The following is a 16366-nucleotide window of genomic DNA, read 5'->3' on the forward strand; positions in this document are numbered from 1 at the left end:
AACCCGGCCGGGCAACGTCAGAAGTGCAGCTTCGCTCCCCGGCGCGCAGCAACTCATTCGGTCCCACTTTCTCCTGGAGTCTTGCCGGCGATCGCGCGGTATGAATGCCAGGTCGCGTGGCCCAGAAGCGGGAAGATCACGATCATGCCCAGCAGTCCTGTCGCGAGGCAAATTGCAAACAGGATGATGACTATCGCGCCCCACGCGATCATCGGGAACATATTGTTCCATACGAGGCGCATGCTGGTCGCCATCGCGGTAAGGGCGTCGACGTTGCGGTCGAGCATCATGGGGATCGCGAAGACGCTGACGGCGAAGGCAAACGCGGCGAATAGTCCTCCGATGGCGGTGCCGACGACAATCATGGTCCAGCCGTAGATATTGCCGACAAGCAGGTCGACGACGTTGTCCAAGCCCGGGAACGCGACCACTCCAAAAAACAGCGCCCACAGCAGCACCGCGGCGCGCGCCCATGTCAGCATCAGAAGCGAGAGCAGCAGGCCCGCGAAAAATACCTGCGCGCCGGCCCGCGGCCGGACGGTCAGCATATCGACAAGCCGCACCTGATGACCCTGCTCGATCATCCTGCTCTTTTCATAGAGCCCGATCGCCAGAAACGGCGCGACGATCAGGAAACCCGCCAGTGCGGGGAAAAGGATGTAATCGCGTCCGAATCCAAACAGGGTCCAGATGAAGGCGATCGACAGAACGAACACGCCGAGGCCGTAGGCGATGCTAGACGCTGGCGCAGTCCAGAAGTCGCGCCAGCCGGCCGAAAGCCAGCCGAGCCCTGCAAGCAGCGGAAGATGGCGCTGAAGCCGCGGGTCGCGCGTCTCGCCAACGCCCGAAGTCTCACTGAGCAACCAATAGGATTTGTCTGCTTCGCCCATCGGATTTCCTCCTCAGCAGGCCGATTTCGCGGCGCGGAATCCTGTACCCTCGGCCGCGTCCTTCAGGTGAGGAACGCATGCTGGCTGCGAGGTCACCGCAACATAGACCAGGTGGATGTTGGCGGCCACGAATACCAACAGGCCGAGGCCCACGGCTATCCAGGCCACCCGCACGCCACGTCCGCTGCGCAAGACAGCGGGGCTCATGGCTGGCGGGTCCCGAGATCGTGGACGTAGAGCGAGAGCGTGCGGATTTCGCCGTCGCTCAGGCGGTCGTTCCAGGTCGGCATATGCCCTTCGCGTCCGCCGTAGATCGAGCTGGTGATCGTTTGCAGATCGCCGCCATAAATCCAGTGGTCGTCCGTCAGATTCGGAGCTCCGACCTCGCGGTTGCCCTTGGCGTTTTCGCCATGACATGCGGCGCAGCTCGCGACGAACACTTCCCGTCCGGCGTCAATCTTTCCGCTCGTTTCCTCGGTCACATAGTCGGGATGGCTGAGCGAGAAGACGTAGCTGGCGACATTACTGACCTGCTGGCGCTCGAGCATGCCGTCGCGGCCGAAGGCGGGCATCATGGCAACCCTGCTTTCGGCATGGGATGAGTTGATGCCGACGCGCAGGGTCTGCTCGATCGTTTCGGGACTACCGCCCCACAGCCAGTCATTGTCGGTCAGGTTAGGATAGCCGGCGCGCCCGCGCCCATCGCGACCATGACAGGCAGCGCAATTGTCGCCAAACAGCTGGTTTCCGGTCTGGCGTACGGTCTGCATGAAGGCGGGATCGGCAAGCACGGTCTCGTACGGCTCGCTCTCGATCTTGGCGACCCACGATGCGCGCTCGCGGCGTCCTTCGGCAACGCTCTGCGCGACCGCCGTGCGTTGATCGACGCCAAGAATGCCCTTGGTGTAGGTCGACCCCAACGGCCAGGCGGGCACAAGGAACCACCAGCCGATCGCCCAGATATGCGTCACGATCAGGAACATCAGCACGCCGCGCGGCACGGGCGTGTCGAGTTCCTTGATGCCGTTCCATACATGCCCGGTCGTTTCGCGGCCGGTGACGGGATCGCGTTCGTTCAGCGCCATGGCTTGTCGTCCTGGTCGAGAATGCTGGTCTTGGCCCGGTCGAAGCGCTTCCGGTTTGACGGCCAGAAAGCGTAGACGACGGCGCAGAGGAAGAAGCCCATCAGATAGAAGAGCCCCCAACTCTTGGAGAAGGCGAGAACGGTGTCATGATCGAGATCCATCGTTCCACCTCAGTTCGTCGTTTCGGGCGCGTTTTCGGGCGCGGCCGTGTTCTTGTACGCGGCGTCGGTAAGGCGACCCAGGATCTGCAGATACGCAACCAGCGCGTCCATTTCGGTCAGCTTGCCTGACACACCACCGAAGCTGCTGACATTGGTCGCCTCGCCATAGCGTTCGACAACACCCGCCGCCTCGCTGGCGTCGGGGAACGCTTGCCCGAACGCGTCGCGCGCCGCGTTCTCAACCATCTCGGGCGTGTAAGGAACCCCAAGCATGCGCTGCACTTCGAGGCTCTCGGAGAGGTCGCCGGTCCGCAACGTCGTGCGGGCAAGGAACGCGTAGGACGGCATGTTGGATTCCGGCACGACATCGCGCGGATTCATCATGTGGGCGACATGCCAGCTGTTCGAATACTTGCCGCCGACGCGTGCGAGATCGGGCCCGGTCCGCTTCGATCCCCACAACATGGGCCGGTCATATTTCGACTCGACCGCCAGCGAATAGGGGCCGTAGCGTTCGACCTCGTCCTGCAGGGTGCGGATCATCTGGCTGTGGCAGGCATAGCATCCCTCGCGCACGTAGATGTTGCGGCCAGCCAGCTCCAGAGGAGTGTAGACCCGCATATCCGGAGCTTCCTCGACGGTGTCGTCGATGGTGAAGAGCGGAGCGATCTCGACGATGCCGCCGATGCTGGCGGCCACGATGATCGCGAGCACAAAGCCGATGGCCGAGCGTTCGAGCTTGCGGTGGAAAAGTTCAGCCATCGGTCATTCTCCCGGAACTGCGGCTGCGACCGGCAGATCGCCCTGGCGAGATACGGTTTCTGGAACCGCACGAACCGTCATCCACATGTTGTAGCAACCCACGAGCGCACCGATCAGGAACAGCAGTCCGCCGAACGCGCGGGCAATGTAGTACGGGTACATCGCCACCAGCGAATCCACGAAGGAATAGGCAAGCGAGCCGTCCCCCGTGTAGGTACGCCACATCAGCCCCTGTATGACGCCCGAGTTCCACATCGCGAAGATGTAGATCAGCGTGCCGGCGATCGCGAGCCAGAAGTGGACCTCGACCAGTGCCGCCGAATACATGCGCTCCCGCTTCCAGAGCGAGGGAACGAGCGTGTAGAGCGAGCCGAAGGTGATGAGTGCCACCCATCCGAGCGCACCTGCATGAACGTGACCGATGGTCCAGTCCGTGTAGTGCGAGAGCGCATTGACCGGCCTGATCGCCAGGAACGAACCTTCGAACGTCGACAGGCCGTAGAAAATCGCTGCGGCAGTCATGAAGCGCAGCGTCGCGTCGTCGCGAACCTTGTGCCATGCTCCGTTCAGCGTGAGCAACGCGTTGCCCGCTGACGCCCAGGAGGGGACGAGCAGCATCACTGAGAACGTCATGCCGAGCGTCTGCACCCAATGCGGAAGCGCCGTGTAGTGCAGGTGATGCGAGCCCGCCCACATGTAGAAGAAGGTGATGCCCCAGAAGCTCAGGATGGAGAGCCTGTAGGAAAAGATCGGCCGCTGCGCCCGCACCGGCAGGTAGTAGTACAGCATGCCCAGGAAGCCGGCGGTCAGGAAGAACGCAACAGCATTGTGGCCGTACCACCACTGCACCATCGCATCCTGGACGCCGGGCCAGACCGTGTAGCTTTTCGCGCTGCCCCACGAGATCGGGATCGCCAGGTTGTTGACGATGTGGAGGATCGCCACCACCACGATGAAGGCCAGGAAGTACCAGTTGGCCACGTAGATGTGCGGCTCCTTGCGTCGCGCGATCGTGCGCAGGTAAAGCACGAAATACGTGACCCAGACGACGACGAGCCAGAGATCGGCATACCATTCCGCCTCGGCATATTCCTTCGACTGCGTGACCCCCATCAGGTAGCCGGACACCGCCAGCACGCAGAACAGATTGAAGCCGAAGAGCACGAACCAGGGGCTGATCTGGCCGGCAAGCCGGGCGCGCGACGTGCGCTGGACGACGTGGAAGGACGTGGCGATCAGAGCATTTCCGCCGAAGCCGAAGATGATCCCTGAGGTATGCGTAGGCCGCAGCCGGCCGAACGTCGACCACGCTCCTTCGAATGCAAGATTGGGCCACGCAAGCTGCGCCGCGACCCAGACACCCATGAACATGCCGAATACAGCCCAGATCATGGCGAGCACGATGCCGACCTTGATCGGGTCGTCGTAGTAGGACGCTTCCCGGTCCTCCGTCGGCTCGGGCGAGCCGATTGCCGAAAAGATCGGATACATCAGGGCACCGGCGAACAGGATCACGATGACGCCGTGCACACCAAGCGCGTCCTGTCTCCCGGCTGCTGCCATAGCCACACCGACAGCGGCGACAAGGCCCAGCATGATTGCCGATATCTGGCGTTCAGATACGGTTAGTTGCCTGATCATGTGCATCCCTCAAATGACAGTCACGCTACCGACGACACTTTGCCACGTCCTTGACCTAGATCAAGCAGTGATCTCAAAGCGGTTTTGTCCATTGCCAGATCGGCAAGCGTGTAGTTGTCGAAGATCGACAGGAAGGCTTTGGTTGCCTCCCTGACTATTCCCTTCAGCCTGCAGGATGGCGAGATGCAGCAGGCGCCCCCCGCGCGCATGCACTCGACGAGTCCGAAGTCGTCCTCCATGTGTCGCACGACCGCGCCCAGATTGATGTCTTGCGGACGCCGGGCAAGAGAAATGCCGCCTGAGCGGCCGCGCGTTGTCGTCACATAGCCCAACCGCCCGAGTTCGAGGGCGACCTTCAGGAGGTGGTTCCGGGAGATATCGTATCGCTCCGCGACATCTCCCACCCGAGCCTGACCGTCGGGACAGACTGCCAAATAGATCAGCATGCGCAATGCATAGTCGGTGTGGAAAGTAAGGTGCATTCAGCGTTCCCGCTCGCGCATCACGTTTCGCGCCTTGGTTCGCCAAGCCGAAAGAACATGGCCAGCTTCAGGCTCTGCGCGATGCGCTCGGCGCGATCGACGAAAACGGTCGCCGCGTCTGGCGCGCACAACTCGGCTACCGTTGCGCTAAAGTGCCCTAGCCAGACATCGAAATCGTCCTCGCGCACCTGCTTGAGCTTTAGATGGGCAGGGACCGGACGCCCCTCGTAACTGCCGTCCTTGAGTATCACCGAACACCAGAAGTCCGTCATCTTTTCCAGATGCGGTTCCCAGTCGCCACGAATCTCGTGTGCGAAGATCGGACCGAGGCGGTGGTCGGCCCGCACGCGGGCGTAGAAAGCGCGAACCAGGCTGCCTATGAAGACCCGGTCGACGTTTGGATGGTGTAGCGGACGCTCCGCAGGCGGGGGAGTTGGTAAGGAAGAATGTGCCATCGGAATATGTGGTATTTTCCATACCACTTATCTTAGGCCCGAATGATAGGCAAGTGAAGGCTTGTCGCCCCGCCTTTCGAGATGCAGTTTGTCCGGGGACAAAGTACGTCGATTGTCCGCTGCATACCGTTCTGGATTTGGAAAGCCCGGACGATGCAGCCTGTAACCCTCGATCCCGATATGCCGGTCGATGAAATCATGCGGCGGTGGCCGTCCACCATCCGGGTCATGATCCGCTATCGTATGCTTTGCGTGGGCTGTCCGATCGGCATATTCCACACCGTCGCTGATGCATGTGCGGCCCACAGGATCGATGAGGGACGGTTCTCTGTGGAGTTGCTCGCGGCGATGCAGGGAGATGCCAGGGCCAACGCACCGTCGGCCTTCGCGGTCAAAGCAGTTCGCGAGCCCGGCGCAACTACTGATCTCCGCCCGGCCTGACTATTGCGGGTTAAGTCATTTGCGCCGGCGGCTCTCCGAAAGCAGCATGAGTGCGTGCGGATCGGTCACGACGACCTTCTGGCGCGCATTGCGCACGATGCCCTCGTCTTCCCAGGCGCTGAGCAGCCGGCTTACCGTGTGCAGCGTGCTGCCGGTCATCTCTGCTATGTCCTGACGCGTGATCGGAAAGTCGATCTCGATTCCATCGCTGGTCTTGCGGCCGGATTGGGTGACGAGGCGAAGGATGGCGCTGGCAATGCGCTGCTCAACTTGCTGCGTCGCCATCTCGTCAACACGTGCCTGGGTGTCCTGAAGCCGGTTGCCAATGGTCTGGTAGGCGTTGGCGCCGAAAGTCGGATGCTGCGCCTGGAAACCCGGCCAGGCGCTGTTGGGCCATGTCAGGACGACGCAGTCCACTGCTGCCACCGCGCTGGCCGGATAGGTCGTGCGTCCCATCGCCATTGCAATGCCGAACAGCTCGCCTTCGTTAATGTAGCGCGCGATGACCTGATCGCCGTCCGGGGTTGTTCGGACCACCCGGATATGGCCGGATAGCAGAAGGTAGAAGTGTCCTGCCTCCTGGTCCTGCCCGAAGACCTCCATATCCTTGGCGAAGCGGACGGAACGGGCCTGCAGAAGGATGGCGTCCAGGGCGGCGGTGCTCAGCCCGGCGAACGGCGGCAGTCCGGAAATCAACGATCTGTCGAGGGCCATGCAGTTCCGTTTCCCGTAAGCGGCACCATCCATCTCTAGCGACAGTTTGCGCCAGCACAAACTGTCGTGTGCTTCCCTGCACTATGGATGTGGCAACGGCAATCAGCCGTGGTCAGAAAGGAAGAAGAAAATGAAACCGTTCGTCGCGGCGCTGATGCTAGGCGCGACCCTGATGGTCACCGGAGCCGCCGGTGCCGCCGAGATCGAGGTCCACATGTTGAACAAGGGAGCAAAGGGATCGATGGTATTTGAGCCGGACTTCATCGTGGCGGCGCCCGGCGACACGATCCGGTTCATCCCCACCGACAAGGGACACAATGTCGAGAGCATCAAGGGAATGCTCCCGGAAGGCGTGGAAGCATTCAAGAGCAAGTTCAACGAAGAATATACGCTCAAGGTCGATGGGAACGGGGTGTATGGCGTCAAATGCACGCCGCACTACGGAATGGGCATGGTGGCGCTGATCAATGTGGGCGATCCTACTAATGCTGCCGAGGCACAGGCCGTCAAGCAGTCCGGCAAGGCCAAGAAGGTGTTCGAGGACCTGTTCGGACAGCTCGGTGCTGCACAATGAGCATTCGGGCGGGCAGTCACCATTCGGAGGTGTTCCGAGAGGAGACCGCCCGCCCGTCACTTGGCGCGCGAGGGATGGAGCGCCTGCGCCCGCTCTGGATTGGTGCCGGTGTGGTTTCGCTCGGGCTCGGTCTCGCTGGCATCCCGCTTCCGCTCTTGCCGACCACGCCGTTCATCCTCCTTTCGGCCTTCTGTTTCGCCAGAGGATCGCAACGGCTGCACGGATGGCTCATGTCCCATCCTCGCTTCGGTCCCACGATCAGAGATTGGAACCGGAACGGCGCGATATCGCTGCGTGCCAGGAAGCTTGCGGCCACAGCCATGGCCACGGCCCTGCTGCTCTCGTTCGCTATCAGCTTGCCCTGGACAATTCTTGCTGTCCAGGCCGCAGTCCTGGGGGAGCGGCCGTCTTCGTTTTGATACGACCTTCACCACCAGACTGATTCCGGCGATGAGGCTCGCGAGGCGATTGGCGCCTTTCCCGATAACCCATCCCTAGCTGTCCACACCGACCCGACGCCCCCACAGGATGGGAGCGAAGCGGATGGCGAAAAGCAGGAATGCTCCGCTCCACAGTGCCCCGCCGGCGGAAAGGAGGTACGAATATCCGTCATCGAGGAAGGGCGCGGCAACGCGCAGGGCAGCGCCCGTCGTGACCATGGCATACATGACGACCATGAAGCCATCCGCCTTGATGGCACGGCCGGTATGGCCAAGGCTGGCGAGCGTCATCACAGCGAGCGTCATGGTTCCGATTGCACCCGCGGTCAGCGCGTGCAGCGCCGCGGAATCGGAAATGTCGGGGACAAGCATGGCAAGTCCGAGCAGGGTCAGCGCCAGCGCCAACCAGCCATAACCCACATGCAGTATCAGCAGGATGGGTTCCGATACCGTCGCGCCGGCGCGCCAGCGTACGAGCCGAACGGGCAGCAGGAAGCCAGCCGTGCAGAGGACCAATCCGGTTGCGGCCGCGCCGGGAAAGGTCAGCCAGCCGACCATCGCGAGCGCGGTCGCGGCGAGCGCCGCCTTGTCGGGAGCGCCGAAGGGTGCCGGAAGACGCTGCACGCCGTTCTTCACCAGCCAGTTACGAGTGAAGGACGGTATGATCCGTCCGCCGATCAACGCGATCAGCATCGCCGCCACGCCAAGCGCCAACCGTTGGCCTAGATCGTGGGGGGCCAGTTCCAGATTGGCGAGGTGGTCGAGCAGGTTCGCAACACCCAGCAGTGTGATTATCGCGGCAACCGGCGCATTCTTCCAGTTCCGCCCCGCGACTACTTCCCGCCAGATCGCGAAAGCAAGCATGGCGGGAAAAGAAAGGTCAACCACAGCGGCAACGGTCGGCGAAGGAATGGCGATGCACGCGATCCGGCCGGCCAACCAAAGCCCGACGAGGACCGCAAGGCGCCCACCGCTCAGCGGCAGGCGACCGGTCCAGTTGGGGATGGCGGTGAGGATGAAGCCGGCAACGACAGCGCCGAGATAACCGAAAAGCATTTCGTGGGCGTGCCAACGCAAGCCGTCGAAAGGTCCCGCAAATCCAAAGCCTCCGAAATAGGCGCAAAGCCAGACGGGGATGGCAACACCGGCATAGAGGGCCGCCACGAAGAAGAAGGGTCGGAAACCGTAGTGCAGGATCGGAGGCATGCCCTGGATTCGGCCACGCCCGTCACGTCGCGTGTCGCCTGACTTGAGCGCAGCCCGAGGCACCGAGCGATCCTGGGCAGAGACAATCTTGGATGGCATCAAGCGTGCTCCTGTCCGGCGGCAAAGGGGACGATATCTCCCATGGCCTGTTCCTTCATGCCTATGTTGTGAAAGCGGTTCGCAGCTTCGCCAACGTCCGACGCACGGCGGCGACAGCCGGGTTATGATCTTCGTGCACAAGCCGCATCCCGAGATTTTCGGGAGGGGTGCCAACGGCACAGCCACCGCTGCGGCCGTCCCTTACGAAGCCTGACATGTAGGCGCGATGGCGGCCTTCGAGCACGCGCACTCCGCAGTTCTCGACGACACTGAGCACTTCATGGGTCTCAGTCGTGACGGTGACGCGATTGTAGCAGGTCAACGTCCATTCCCAGACATTGCCGCCGAAATCCTCGACGCCGAGGCTGTTAGGACCATAGCTGCCGCGCAGCTTAGGCCGAGGATCTGACGGACGTTTCGCGGCAGCCTCCTCGCGGTAGCGACGGATCCATCTTACTGCCGGATTGCCCGGAGCTTCGCTCACTGCGCTGAAGCTCTCGCCGGCAAAGCGCTCCGCACCGGCGGCAGCCGCTTCCTGTGCGGTCGGCAGCCGCCAGGATTCGCCGGTCTCCTGCGAGTACCAGCGTGCATAGACATCCGCGTCGAGTCCGTTGATGCCCGTCACCGGAACATCGTCCGTGGTCGCCGGCGCATCCGGGGCTTTGCAGGCGCCTGCCGCCACACACCGCCTGTAGTCGCTCAGACTGACCTGTCGCTTCATGATCCGGAACGATGCGACCCTGGTAGCCTCGACCGGAGCGGCCATGGCCCGGTTTGCAGCGAGGAATTCGCCAGGCAGCGGGAAGTCGATTGTACGGGCCGGGATCATGACGGTCTCTGCCATCGGCATGGCCGAATGCGGGTCGCCGGCGAGACTGGCGAGGACCACGGGAACCGACATCAGCGCGGCGGCGCCGTATGCGATCTCGAATAGCTTGATGCTCATGACATTCTGCTTTGAAAAGTGCGGTCCGGACCGAGCCGGCCCGCAGCATGCGTTGGTCAGTTCACCTGGATCGGACCAGGTGCGCTGACCTGTTTCATCAGGTCGTCGTTCCACTCGCCCTCGACGACGAAATGCGCCGTCGCTCCGAGCTCAACCGCCTCGATGAGGTTGTGGTTGACGTAGGCGTAGATGCCGGGCTGAAGGAACGTGTAGAATGCCGCCCCCGCCGACCCGCCGCGTATGAACCAGGTCTCGAGATTCTTCGACGGTGGATTGGCGAATTTTCCCTGTTCCCAGACATAGTCGCCGTGACCGCCGATCAGGTGGGGCCGCGTATCGCGGTTCGCCTGGGAATGGACGATCAACACCGCTTCACCGACGCTGGCCTTCAGCGCGTTGTCGCCGGTGAGAGATCCCTTTGCACCGTTGAAAACGACATGGGTCGGCACAAGGCTCTTCATCACTTCCAGCGTGTCGGCATAAGAGTCGCCATGGCTCTCATAGGTCTTGACGTTGCCGTCCTCGTCACGTGGGATGTAGAAGTCGTTTTCGCCGATGTAATAGATGCGGTCGTAGCGCAACGCCTCACCCTTCTCGTTCTTCAACCCGTCGCGCGGCAGGACCATGATCGTGCCGTGCATGCCGGACACGACATGCCACGGAATCATCGGGCCTTCAGGGGCGCAGTGGTAGACGAAGGTGCCCGTGCGCGTGGCCTTGAAGCGCAGCGTCACCTGTTCGCCCGGGTTGATGAGCGTCAGCGCGCCGCCGCCAAGAGCACCCGTCGCCGCATGGAAGTCGATGTTGTGCGGCATGGTGTTTGTCTCGGGGTTGATCAGCGTCAGTTCGACATAGTCACCCTCGTGCACCACCATCATCGGCCCCGGGATAGAGCCATTGAAGGTCATGCCCTGCAGGACGGTGCCTTCATCGTCGATGACGACGGGCTTTTCTTCGATCGGCATGGTGAATTCGATAACCTTCGGACCACCCTTGGCAACCTGTTCGTGGGCATGAACATGAGGTGGCGCGACCAGAGTCACCTTCTCGCGGGGGAGGCCGGCGATTTCCGCCTCGGTAGCCGGCGCTGTCGAAGCCGCAGCCACTCGCAAGAGTGCGGGAGTCAACACGCTGGCTGCGGCAGCTCCGAGCAATGCCTGGCGACGCGTGAACATCTCAATTCTCCTTCGATTTGTCGTTGTCGATGACGAGAATCTAACCCTTTCCGCCGCCCGTACTTTGCGCTGCAACAAACTTGCGGCAAAGCTGATCGATTAGCTTTTATGACGAACGCAAGAGCGGCCCAGCGGCTGAACGCGGCGTACAGCTTGTCGGAGCGAGAGATGCGTCGCCGATGCGGAACGTCGCACAGTCTTTCTTCTTTTCCGAATAACGGCTTTTGCTATCAGCTAGACCGCAGGTGAACGACCGAAATGGGGCGCATAGCTGACATCGTATTGCGCAATACACACTACCCTTTGAGATCGATAGTTCTCGGCCCTGCCAGTTCAATAAGCTTCCGATGCGCCGGGCCAAACTGCAGGATGTTCTTCCGAACAGGCTCGCCAGGCTCCGCAGACCGTTGAAATCCATGCAAGCCGCGGTCGCCAAGCATCTCATGCGTAAGCGTCGGCATGTCCTCGAAGCCTCCCATCTTCATGATGAACTTCTGCCCATCAAGAGCGGTCTTAATGTCCCCAGTCTCAATCGCTTTGTCTACGATGCCGATGAGCTTGTGCATCTGCTCGCGGAAGTCGACTGCAGCGTATTCGTGAACCTTCTCGATTCGCTCTTTCTGAAGCTCGGTGACGCGACCCATGATGTTCTCATTTGCGCTCAATCGTGCCGCGTTGCCGCGGTGGGGTTTATAGCCTGCCTCTGCATATGCCTTATCAGAGCTGAGCCCCTTGGCGAGCGATTGAGCCATACGTTCGTGTTTGGCGCTTTTCAGGACTGGCATTGAATGAAGCACCTTCTCCGTTGGGCGATCATGTGCGAACGGTTGTTGTAGCTGTACGTCGGGGTCAGCTGTAACCCACGGTGCCTAAGAGGGTTATTACCCCAACCGCCATTCGTTATCGTCGCATCGCTAGAATGTGAATCGTCTTTGCGATTGGTAGCCGGGATGATGGCAATCTGGCGAGGCATTGCCGAAATCAGGAGATTATGTTGCATCGTCGCAGGCATCTCCTTCGCATAGTGTCATAGACGTGGACGTAGCCCGAAGCAGCTCATTTATTGCAGCTATATTTTCCGCGTTAGTCCGCAGACACTGCGCTTGCCCGCTGTTGAGGGCGGGCTGGCGCGCAGTCCCGCGTCCGGTCTTGGATGTATGGCTGGATAAGGATGTCACGCTTTCCGTGATTGATTTGGGTCGAGAAATCGTTTGATCGTCACGGTTTTTATGACGGGCCGTCACGGTATTGATGACAGTGTGAGCATCTTTCGTCACGATTTTCGTGATATCACCGTCACGGTTTTCGGGTTGGGATTTTACTTTCCTGCCGTTCTTGCCCGTGGGATTATTTGAAGGCGCAATCGCTACAGGAAAGTCTTGGCCGGGGTGCCATTGTCGATAGAGCTTCCGGCCGTCGCCATCCATGCCCGGCATTTTCAACTCGGTTACTTCGTAGGCCGGAGACTTTGCTGCACCCTCAACACCCAAACAAGCAGCTTCGGTTTGGACTATAAATCCCTTTCGCTGGAGGTCACGAAAGCCTTCGGCTGCGGTATCAGGACGTACGCCCAGCCTTTCCGCAGCCTGTCTGACGCTCAGCCTCAACTTCCCGTTATTGTTGGCGTCAGGGCCGCGCCATTCTAGCTTTATCCAAGGATAGAGCGCCTGGGCTGTTGACGAGAGCGCCTTCCAAGCATTCGTTTCCATGGTAGGGCGGAGCATCTTTGTCCATTGCTCGCCGACGGGTGAGCGGTTCCTACGGCTTTTCGTTCTCATCAGTGGACGCGCGCATGGAGAAGATGCGCTTCCCTCCAAGGGGCAGCAGCAGATTCATGAATCGGCAGGCCAAAATTCTCACGCACGTGTGGTACCGACGAACGAGACTTGTCGGCGCGGTGTGTCACAAACCAGTGGTTCGCCTCGAATGGATGCGTGCGCCGTTTGGACAACCAGGCCCGGGACCTCATGCTGGCGTCCCCAGAATATCGGCGCGCAGCTTTCGAGGTGTACTCACTTTCCTACCGCCCACATCTCGGACGCTGGGCAGCTTCCCAGATGCAATGAGGTAGAAGGTCTGCCGCTCGGTCCGATTAATGACCTTGGCGATGTTGCGAACTCCCCAAATTGGGGTATCGAGCCCGCTTGAGCTAGAGTGTTCCGAATGATTTCCGCCAAATGTATCGGGGTTTTCGCAAGCAGCGTCCGATGATATGCTCGACATGTGCCGGCACTCCTAAAAAAGTGTTGGCTTTCGGGAAGCAGGCGGACGTCCGCAAAAACTGACCGCCTGCTTCCCCTGTTCGTTGTGCGTCAAACGCGGGCCACAGGTAGCAAATGCGACTTGTTCGGACCCGGTGAAATCTATAGCACATTTCGGGTAGTCGCCAAAATTGGCGCGTTGAGTTTGGGTAAAACCGATAAGCAATCAGCGCCTTATCGTGGGCACGTGTTGACCTCCGCTCCACGAACAGAAGATATTGCCGTTCTGAACGCTCACTCGGATAAATGATGCATGTCCGTCAGGAAACGCACATGGGCCGACGCTAGGGGTGCTGAAAAATCAGCATGGGTTGTCGACTATGTTGATGCCAAGGGCACGCGCCGCTTGAAGACGTTCAAGCTGAAGAAGCTGGCCGACGCATTCGCTGCCACGGCCTCGGTGGAGGTCCGCGAAGGAACTCACGTTGCCGACAGTGTCAGCGCCACGGTGAAGCAGGCAGCCGTGTTTTGGCTTGCCAGCGCCGCCGCGCTCGGGCTGGAACGCACTACGATCGACAGCTACCGCTCGCATGTAGATCTGCATATCGTCCCCTTCATCGGCGCCGCGAAGATTTCAGCGCTGAACATTCCGGCCGTGCGCGCCTTCGAGGATGAGCTCCGCCAGGCCGGCCGTTCGCCGGTGATGATCCGCAAGATTCTGGTTAGTCTCGGCACGTTGCTAGCCGACGCGCAGGAGAGGGGACTAGCAGCCCGAAACGTCGTTCGTGAAATGCGCGGCCGTCGCAAGGGTGAGAAGCGCCAGGAACGCCGTCAGAAAGGCCGCCTGAAGGTCGGCCTGGACATACCGACGCGCGGGGAGATCAAGGCGCTTGTCGCTGCGCTGTCGGGCCGCTGGCGGCCGTTGCTGCTGACAGCGATCTTCACCGGCCTGCGCGCGTCCGAGCTGCGCGGCCTGCGCTGGAGCGACGTGGATCTCGACGGCCGGTCAGTCCGCGTCCATCAGCGCGCCGATCGCTTCAACATCATCGGCCGGCCGAAGTCGGAATCCGGCGAGCGTACCGTGCCGGCGCCGCCGATCGTCGTCAACGCGCTGCGTGAGTGGAAACTGGTTTGCCCTAAGCGCGACAGCGGCAAGGTGGATGGCGACGGCAACCCGATCATGGTCCTCGATCTGGTTTTCCCGAACGGGCAGGGGAAGGTCGAGCAACTGAACAACATCGTCCGGCGCGGCCTCCAGCCGGCGCAGGTCGCAGCCGGCGTGGCGATCGACAGCGGCCAGGTCGATGAGAAGGGCAACGCCATCCTCGTCGCCCGCTACAAGGGCCTGCACGCGCTCCGCCACTTCTATGCGAGCTGGTGCATCAACCGGACCGCCGACGGCGGCCTGGGCCTGCCGCTGAAAGTCGTCCAGGAGCGCATGGGCCACTCGTCTGTGACGCTGACGGCCGACGTCTACGGCCACCTGTTCCCGCGCGGCGACGACGCCGAGGAACTGGCAGCGGCAGAGCGCTCGTTGCTGGGATAGGAAAGGGCAGGTAATGAAGCTGCCGAGCGTGGACCAATTTCGCGAACCTTTCGTACTGCCCATTGGCCATCTAGCGATGCAGGCTGCGTATGCCGACGAGCAACTTGCTTTGCTATGTGCGGCGGCGTCGGAAGAGGGCGAGAATCCTTTGTCGCCAGAAGAAACGGCTCATAAAATGCGAAACTGGGATGACAATTCAAAGCGCTTCGCATTCGATCTTGTAAGCGGCATTGGCCAGCCTGAAATCCGGGCCAGTGCCTTGGTAGCTCTTCAAGAGTACGGCGATCTCCGAGAGTTGCGCCATCGGGCCATTCATGATTCCATTTCGCTCGGACTGTATGGCGACGCGGAAGCCGGATACGAAGCACGGCCTCTTGCGGTTGAGTTCCGTCGAGGTCGTGAAACGACGACCCAACATCTGCGAGAGACAACCCCAGATCACGTTGCCGCCGTGGCTTGCCGCTTCGAAGAAGTGCAAAAGACGTTCGAGTTCATCACCTATCATTTGCGCGATAGTCGGGCTGAGAACAGACCCCTGGATGCGACATAGGTGCGACATGGACGTCGAAAAGCCTTATGTCGCAATGGCTTAAGTCGGATTGTGGATCCGGAGGTCGCTGGTTCGAGCCCAGCCAACGGTACCACCGGATTCTCTGAGGTCCTGACGCGTTCAAACGGCGTATGTGCTGTGATGTGTTTCCGCGTCTTGCATAGGGTACCTCAAGCGTTTTCTCCCGGTAGAGAATTAGGCGAATGAGCCCCTTTATCTTTTTCCTGAGCTGTTTGAACGGACGCGCCACTTCCCGCTTCAATTTGTTGATTCCCTTGTACTTTGCTGCGGGTAGAGCAATGCCTGGTGAACCCGGCATGTCATAGACCATCTTGCGGTCCTCATTGATGACGCTTGGTATTAGATGGGCGTCTTGATTCAAGATTGGGTCCTGTATGCAGATTGCCGGATTGATCTGGTAACAGGACAGACTGCTTCCCGGACCGTCGGGATCGAAGAGCACTTCGTCTACTTGGCGGTCAAAACGGGAGGTTAGTTCGAGAAGGCGGTTAGCCACGGAACGAGCTATAATGTATCCGGCGGCTCCCAAATGCTTCGCCCTGATCTGAAACAGGGAACAATCACCTCTACGGATTGCCTTTTGGCTGAGGCGAGTTTCATGGAAATAGGTCTCAAGTTTCACAACATCGATTCCATTAGGAATCCACGACGCATCCGTCAGGAACCGGGCAGATATGGGGGCAAGATGTATATCGTCCTCGAAGATCGCGATGTGGCTTACGGTTGCCCTGGCTGCAACCTTCCAGCACTCGCGATGGCTTAGAAAACATGCCACCTCTGAACGTGGCCAACGCAAACCGTCCCTACGTTGATGGGTCGCATTTTGGATATCTTTCTCAGAGAGCGAGGTTCCGTCGATTGCTCCAATGCGTTGGAAGTCGAGGCCCAGCCGACCGAATTCTTCCTGCATCCACGATAGCCGCTCGTGAGACCGCTCCAAGTTTATCAACAATCGAAGCATACAGGCCCTCATTGTT

20 protein-coding genes are annotated in these 16366 nt (G+C 60.5%); 5 read left to right on the forward strand and 15 right to left on the reverse strand.

Annotated features, from left to right (window positions below; all coding sequences use genetic code 11):
- Positions 1-53 precede the first annotated feature (53 nt).
- The 8 genes from ABMA32_RS15830 to ABMA32_RS15865 are packed head-to-tail and all read right to left on the reverse strand — an operon-like array spanning position 54 to position 5476.
- Complete coding sequence (locus tag ABMA32_RS15830; RefSeq protein ID WP_349014787.1) at positions 54-890, reverse strand: DUF2189 domain-containing protein; 837 nt, start codon at positions 888-890, stop codon at positions 54-56.
- Positions 891-902: 12 nt separating this feature from the next.
- Positions 903-1097 carry a hypothetical protein gene (locus tag ABMA32_RS15835; protein ID WP_349014788.1) on the reverse strand — a complete coding sequence of 65 codons (195 nt, stop codon included), beginning with the start codon at positions 1095-1097 and terminating at the stop codon, positions 903-905.
- The gene (gene ccoP, locus ABMA32_RS15840; RefSeq protein WP_349014789.1) at positions 1094-1975 is read right to left on the reverse strand and encodes a cytochrome-c oxidase, cbb3-type subunit III; all 882 of its coding nucleotides are present in this window, start codon (positions 1973-1975) and stop codon (positions 1094-1096) included. The genes ABMA32_RS15835 and ccoP overlap by 4 nt, the downstream gene beginning before the upstream one ends.
- Positions 1966-2136: a cbb3-type cytochrome c oxidase subunit 3 gene (locus tag ABMA32_RS15845; RefSeq protein WP_349014790.1), complete on the reverse strand. Its 171-nt coding sequence runs from the start codon at positions 2134-2136 to the stop codon at positions 1966-1968. The genes ccoP and ABMA32_RS15845 overlap by 10 nt, the downstream gene beginning before the upstream one ends.
- A gap of 9 nt (positions 2137-2145) precedes the next feature.
- On the reverse strand, positions 2146-2898 hold the full coding sequence (gene ccoO, locus ABMA32_RS15850; RefSeq protein ID WP_349014791.1) for a cytochrome-c oxidase, cbb3-type subunit II: 753 nt from the start codon (positions 2896-2898) through the stop codon (positions 2146-2148).
- Between the two features lie 3 nt (positions 2899-2901).
- On the reverse strand, positions 2902-4539 hold the full coding sequence (gene ccoN / locus ABMA32_RS15855; protein ID WP_425475549.1) for a cytochrome-c oxidase, cbb3-type subunit I: 1638 nt from the start codon (positions 4537-4539) through the stop codon (positions 2902-2904).
- A gap of 20 nt (positions 4540-4559) precedes the next feature.
- Positions 4560-5021 (reverse strand): Rrf2 family transcriptional regulator, encoded by a 462-nt coding sequence (locus ABMA32_RS15860; RefSeq protein ID WP_349014792.1) that lies wholly within the window; start codon positions 5019-5021, stop codon positions 4560-4562.
- A 20-nt stretch (positions 5022-5041) separates the two neighbouring features.
- Positions 5042-5476 (reverse strand): group III truncated hemoglobin, encoded by a 435-nt coding sequence (locus ABMA32_RS15865; protein WP_349014793.1) that lies wholly within the window; start codon positions 5474-5476, stop codon positions 5042-5044.
- A gap of 153 nt (positions 5477-5629) precedes the next feature.
- Here ABMA32_RS15865 and ABMA32_RS15870 point away from each other — a divergent pair, with 153 nt between their 5' ends.
- Complete coding sequence (locus ABMA32_RS15870) at positions 5630-5917, forward strand: DUF1858 domain-containing protein (RefSeq protein WP_349014794.1); 288 nt, start codon at positions 5630-5632, stop codon at positions 5915-5917.
- Between the two features lie 15 nt (positions 5918-5932).
- On the opposite strand, the gene ABMA32_RS15875 is transcribed toward ABMA32_RS15870, so the two are convergent.
- Positions 5933-6631, reverse strand: a complete 699-nt coding sequence (locus ABMA32_RS15875; RefSeq protein WP_349014795.1) for a Crp/Fnr family transcriptional regulator — start codon at positions 6629-6631, stop codon at positions 5933-5935.
- A gap of 130 nt (positions 6632-6761) precedes the next feature.
- On the opposite strand from ABMA32_RS15875, the gene ABMA32_RS15880 reads away from it, so the two are divergent.
- Together ABMA32_RS15880 and ABMA32_RS15885 are read left to right on the forward strand one after the other, a co-directional pair.
- On the forward strand, positions 6762-7205 hold the full coding sequence (locus ABMA32_RS15880; protein ID WP_349014796.1) for a pseudoazurin: 444 nt from the start codon (positions 6762-6764) through the stop codon (positions 7203-7205).
- Between the two features lie 74 nt (positions 7206-7279).
- Positions 7280-7624 (forward strand): YbaN family protein, encoded by a 345-nt coding sequence (locus ABMA32_RS15885; RefSeq protein WP_349014797.1) that lies wholly within the window; start codon positions 7280-7282, stop codon positions 7622-7624.
- A 75-nt stretch (positions 7625-7699) separates the two neighbouring features.
- Here the strand turns inward: ABMA32_RS15885 and ABMA32_RS15890 are convergent, their stop codons facing one another.
- The 5 genes from ABMA32_RS15890 to ABMA32_RS15910 form a co-directional block, all read right to left on the reverse strand.
- A complete protein-coding gene (locus tag ABMA32_RS15890; RefSeq protein WP_349014798.1) occupies positions 7700-8950 on the reverse strand; it encodes an NnrS family protein in 1251 nt (416 codons plus the stop codon).
- A 61-nt stretch (positions 8951-9011) separates the two neighbouring features.
- A complete protein-coding gene (locus ABMA32_RS15895) occupies positions 9012-9896 on the reverse strand; it encodes an SUMF1/EgtB/PvdO family nonheme iron enzyme (protein ID WP_349014799.1) in 885 nt (294 codons plus the stop codon).
- A 56-nt stretch (positions 9897-9952) separates the two neighbouring features.
- Positions 9953-11071, reverse strand: a complete 1119-nt coding sequence (nirK, locus tag ABMA32_RS15900) for a copper-containing nitrite reductase (protein WP_349014800.1) — start codon at positions 11069-11071, stop codon at positions 9953-9955.
- Positions 11072-11367: 296 nt separating this feature from the next.
- Positions 11368-11856, reverse strand: coding sequence for a terminase small subunit (locus tag ABMA32_RS15905; RefSeq protein ID WP_349014801.1), 489 nt, complete (start codon positions 11854-11856; stop codon positions 11368-11370).
- 204 nt (positions 11857-12060) lie between these two features.
- Positions 12061-12780: a GntR family transcriptional regulator gene (locus ABMA32_RS15910; protein WP_349014802.1), complete on the reverse strand. Its 720-nt coding sequence runs from the start codon at positions 12778-12780 to the stop codon at positions 12061-12063.
- A gap of 805 nt (positions 12781-13585) precedes the next feature.
- Here ABMA32_RS15910 and ABMA32_RS15915 point away from each other — a divergent pair.
- Positions 13586-14818 (forward strand): tyrosine-type recombinase/integrase, encoded by a 1233-nt coding sequence (locus ABMA32_RS15915; RefSeq protein ID WP_349014803.1) that lies wholly within the window; start codon positions 13586-13588, stop codon positions 14816-14818.
- Between the two features lie 13 nt (positions 14819-14831).
- Entirely contained in the window at positions 14832-15368 is a 537-nt protein-coding gene (locus tag ABMA32_RS15920; RefSeq protein WP_349014804.1) for a hypothetical protein, read from the forward strand.
- On the opposite strand, the gene ABMA32_RS24325 is transcribed toward ABMA32_RS15920, so the two are convergent.
- Positions 15313-16362 carry a glycosyltransferase family 25 protein gene (locus tag ABMA32_RS24325; protein WP_425475550.1) on the reverse strand — a complete coding sequence of 350 codons (1050 nt, stop codon included), beginning with the start codon at positions 16360-16362 and terminating at the stop codon, positions 15313-15315. The two genes, ABMA32_RS15920 and ABMA32_RS24325, sit on opposite strands and share 56 nt — an antisense overlap.
- Positions 16363-16366: the final 4 nt, after the last annotated feature.

This window comes from Mesorhizobium quangtriensis (assembly GCF_040081925.1).
Lineage (GTDB): Bacteria > Pseudomonadota > Alphaproteobacteria > Rhizobiales > Rhizobiaceae > Mesorhizobium_K > Mesorhizobium_K quangtriensis.

Excerpts from the sequence above, each read along its gene's own strand:
- ABMA32_RS15830 (WP_349014787.1), bottom strand. The coding sequence starts at position 890 with ATGGGCGAAGCAGACAAATCCTATTGGTTGCTCAGTGAGACTTCGGGC.
- ABMA32_RS15835 (WP_349014788.1), bottom strand. The coding sequence starts at position 1,097 with ATGAGCCCCGCTGTCTTGCGCAGCGGACGTGGCGTGCGGGTGGCCTGG.
- ccoP (WP_349014789.1), bottom strand. The coding sequence starts at position 1,975 with ATGGCGCTGAACGAACGCGATCCCGTCACCGGCCGCGAAACGACCGGG.
- ABMA32_RS15845 (WP_349014790.1), bottom strand. The coding sequence starts at position 2,136 with ATGGATCTCGATCATGACACCGTTCTCGCCTTCTCCAAGAGTTGGGGG.
- ccoO (WP_349014791.1), bottom strand. The coding sequence starts at position 2,898 with ATGGCTGAACTTTTCCACCGCAAGCTCGAACGCTCGGCCATCGGCTTT.
- ccoN (WP_425475549.1), bottom strand. The coding sequence starts at position 4,539 with ATGATCAGGCAACTAACCGTATCTGAACGCCAGATATCGGCAATCATG.
- ABMA32_RS15860 (WP_349014792.1), bottom strand. The coding sequence starts at position 5,021 with ATGCACCTTACTTTCCACACCGACTATGCATTGCGCATGCTGATCTAT.
- ABMA32_RS15865 (WP_349014793.1), bottom strand. The coding sequence starts at position 5,476 with ATGGCACATTCTTCCTTACCAACTCCCCCGCCTGCGGAGCGTCCGCTA.
- ABMA32_RS15870 (WP_349014794.1), top strand. The coding sequence starts at position 5,630 with ATGCAGCCTGTAACCCTCGATCCCGATATGCCGGTCGATGAAATCATG.
- ABMA32_RS15875 (WP_349014795.1), bottom strand. The coding sequence starts at position 6,631 with ATGGCCCTCGACAGATCGTTGATTTCCGGACTGCCGCCGTTCGCCGGG.
- ABMA32_RS15880 (WP_349014796.1), top strand. The coding sequence starts at position 6,762 with ATGAAACCGTTCGTCGCGGCGCTGATGCTAGGCGCGACCCTGATGGTC.
- ABMA32_RS15885 (WP_349014797.1), top strand. The coding sequence starts at position 7,280 with ATGGAGCGCCTGCGCCCGCTCTGGATTGGTGCCGGTGTGGTTTCGCTC.
- ABMA32_RS15890 (WP_349014798.1), bottom strand. The coding sequence starts at position 8,950 with ATGCCATCCAAGATTGTCTCTGCCCAGGATCGCTCGGTGCCTCGGGCT.
- ABMA32_RS15895 (WP_349014799.1), bottom strand. The coding sequence starts at position 9,896 with ATGAGCATCAAGCTATTCGAGATCGCATACGGCGCCGCCGCGCTGATG.
- nirK (WP_349014800.1), bottom strand. The coding sequence starts at position 11,071 with ATGTTCACGCGTCGCCAGGCATTGCTCGGAGCTGCCGCAGCCAGCGTG.
- ABMA32_RS15905 (WP_349014801.1), bottom strand. The coding sequence starts at position 11,856 with ATGCCAGTCCTGAAAAGCGCCAAACACGAACGTATGGCTCAATCGCTC.
- ABMA32_RS15910 (WP_349014802.1), bottom strand. The coding sequence starts at position 12,780 with ATGGAAACGAATGCTTGGAAGGCGCTCTCGTCAACAGCCCAGGCGCTC.
- ABMA32_RS15915 (WP_349014803.1), top strand. The coding sequence starts at position 13,586 with ATGTCCGTCAGGAAACGCACATGGGCCGACGCTAGGGGTGCTGAAAAA.
- ABMA32_RS15920 (WP_349014804.1), top strand. The coding sequence starts at position 14,832 with ATGAAGCTGCCGAGCGTGGACCAATTTCGCGAACCTTTCGTACTGCCC.
- ABMA32_RS24325 (WP_425475550.1), bottom strand. The coding sequence starts at position 16,362 with ATGAGGGCCTGTATGCTTCGATTGTTGATAAACTTGGAGCGGTCTCAC.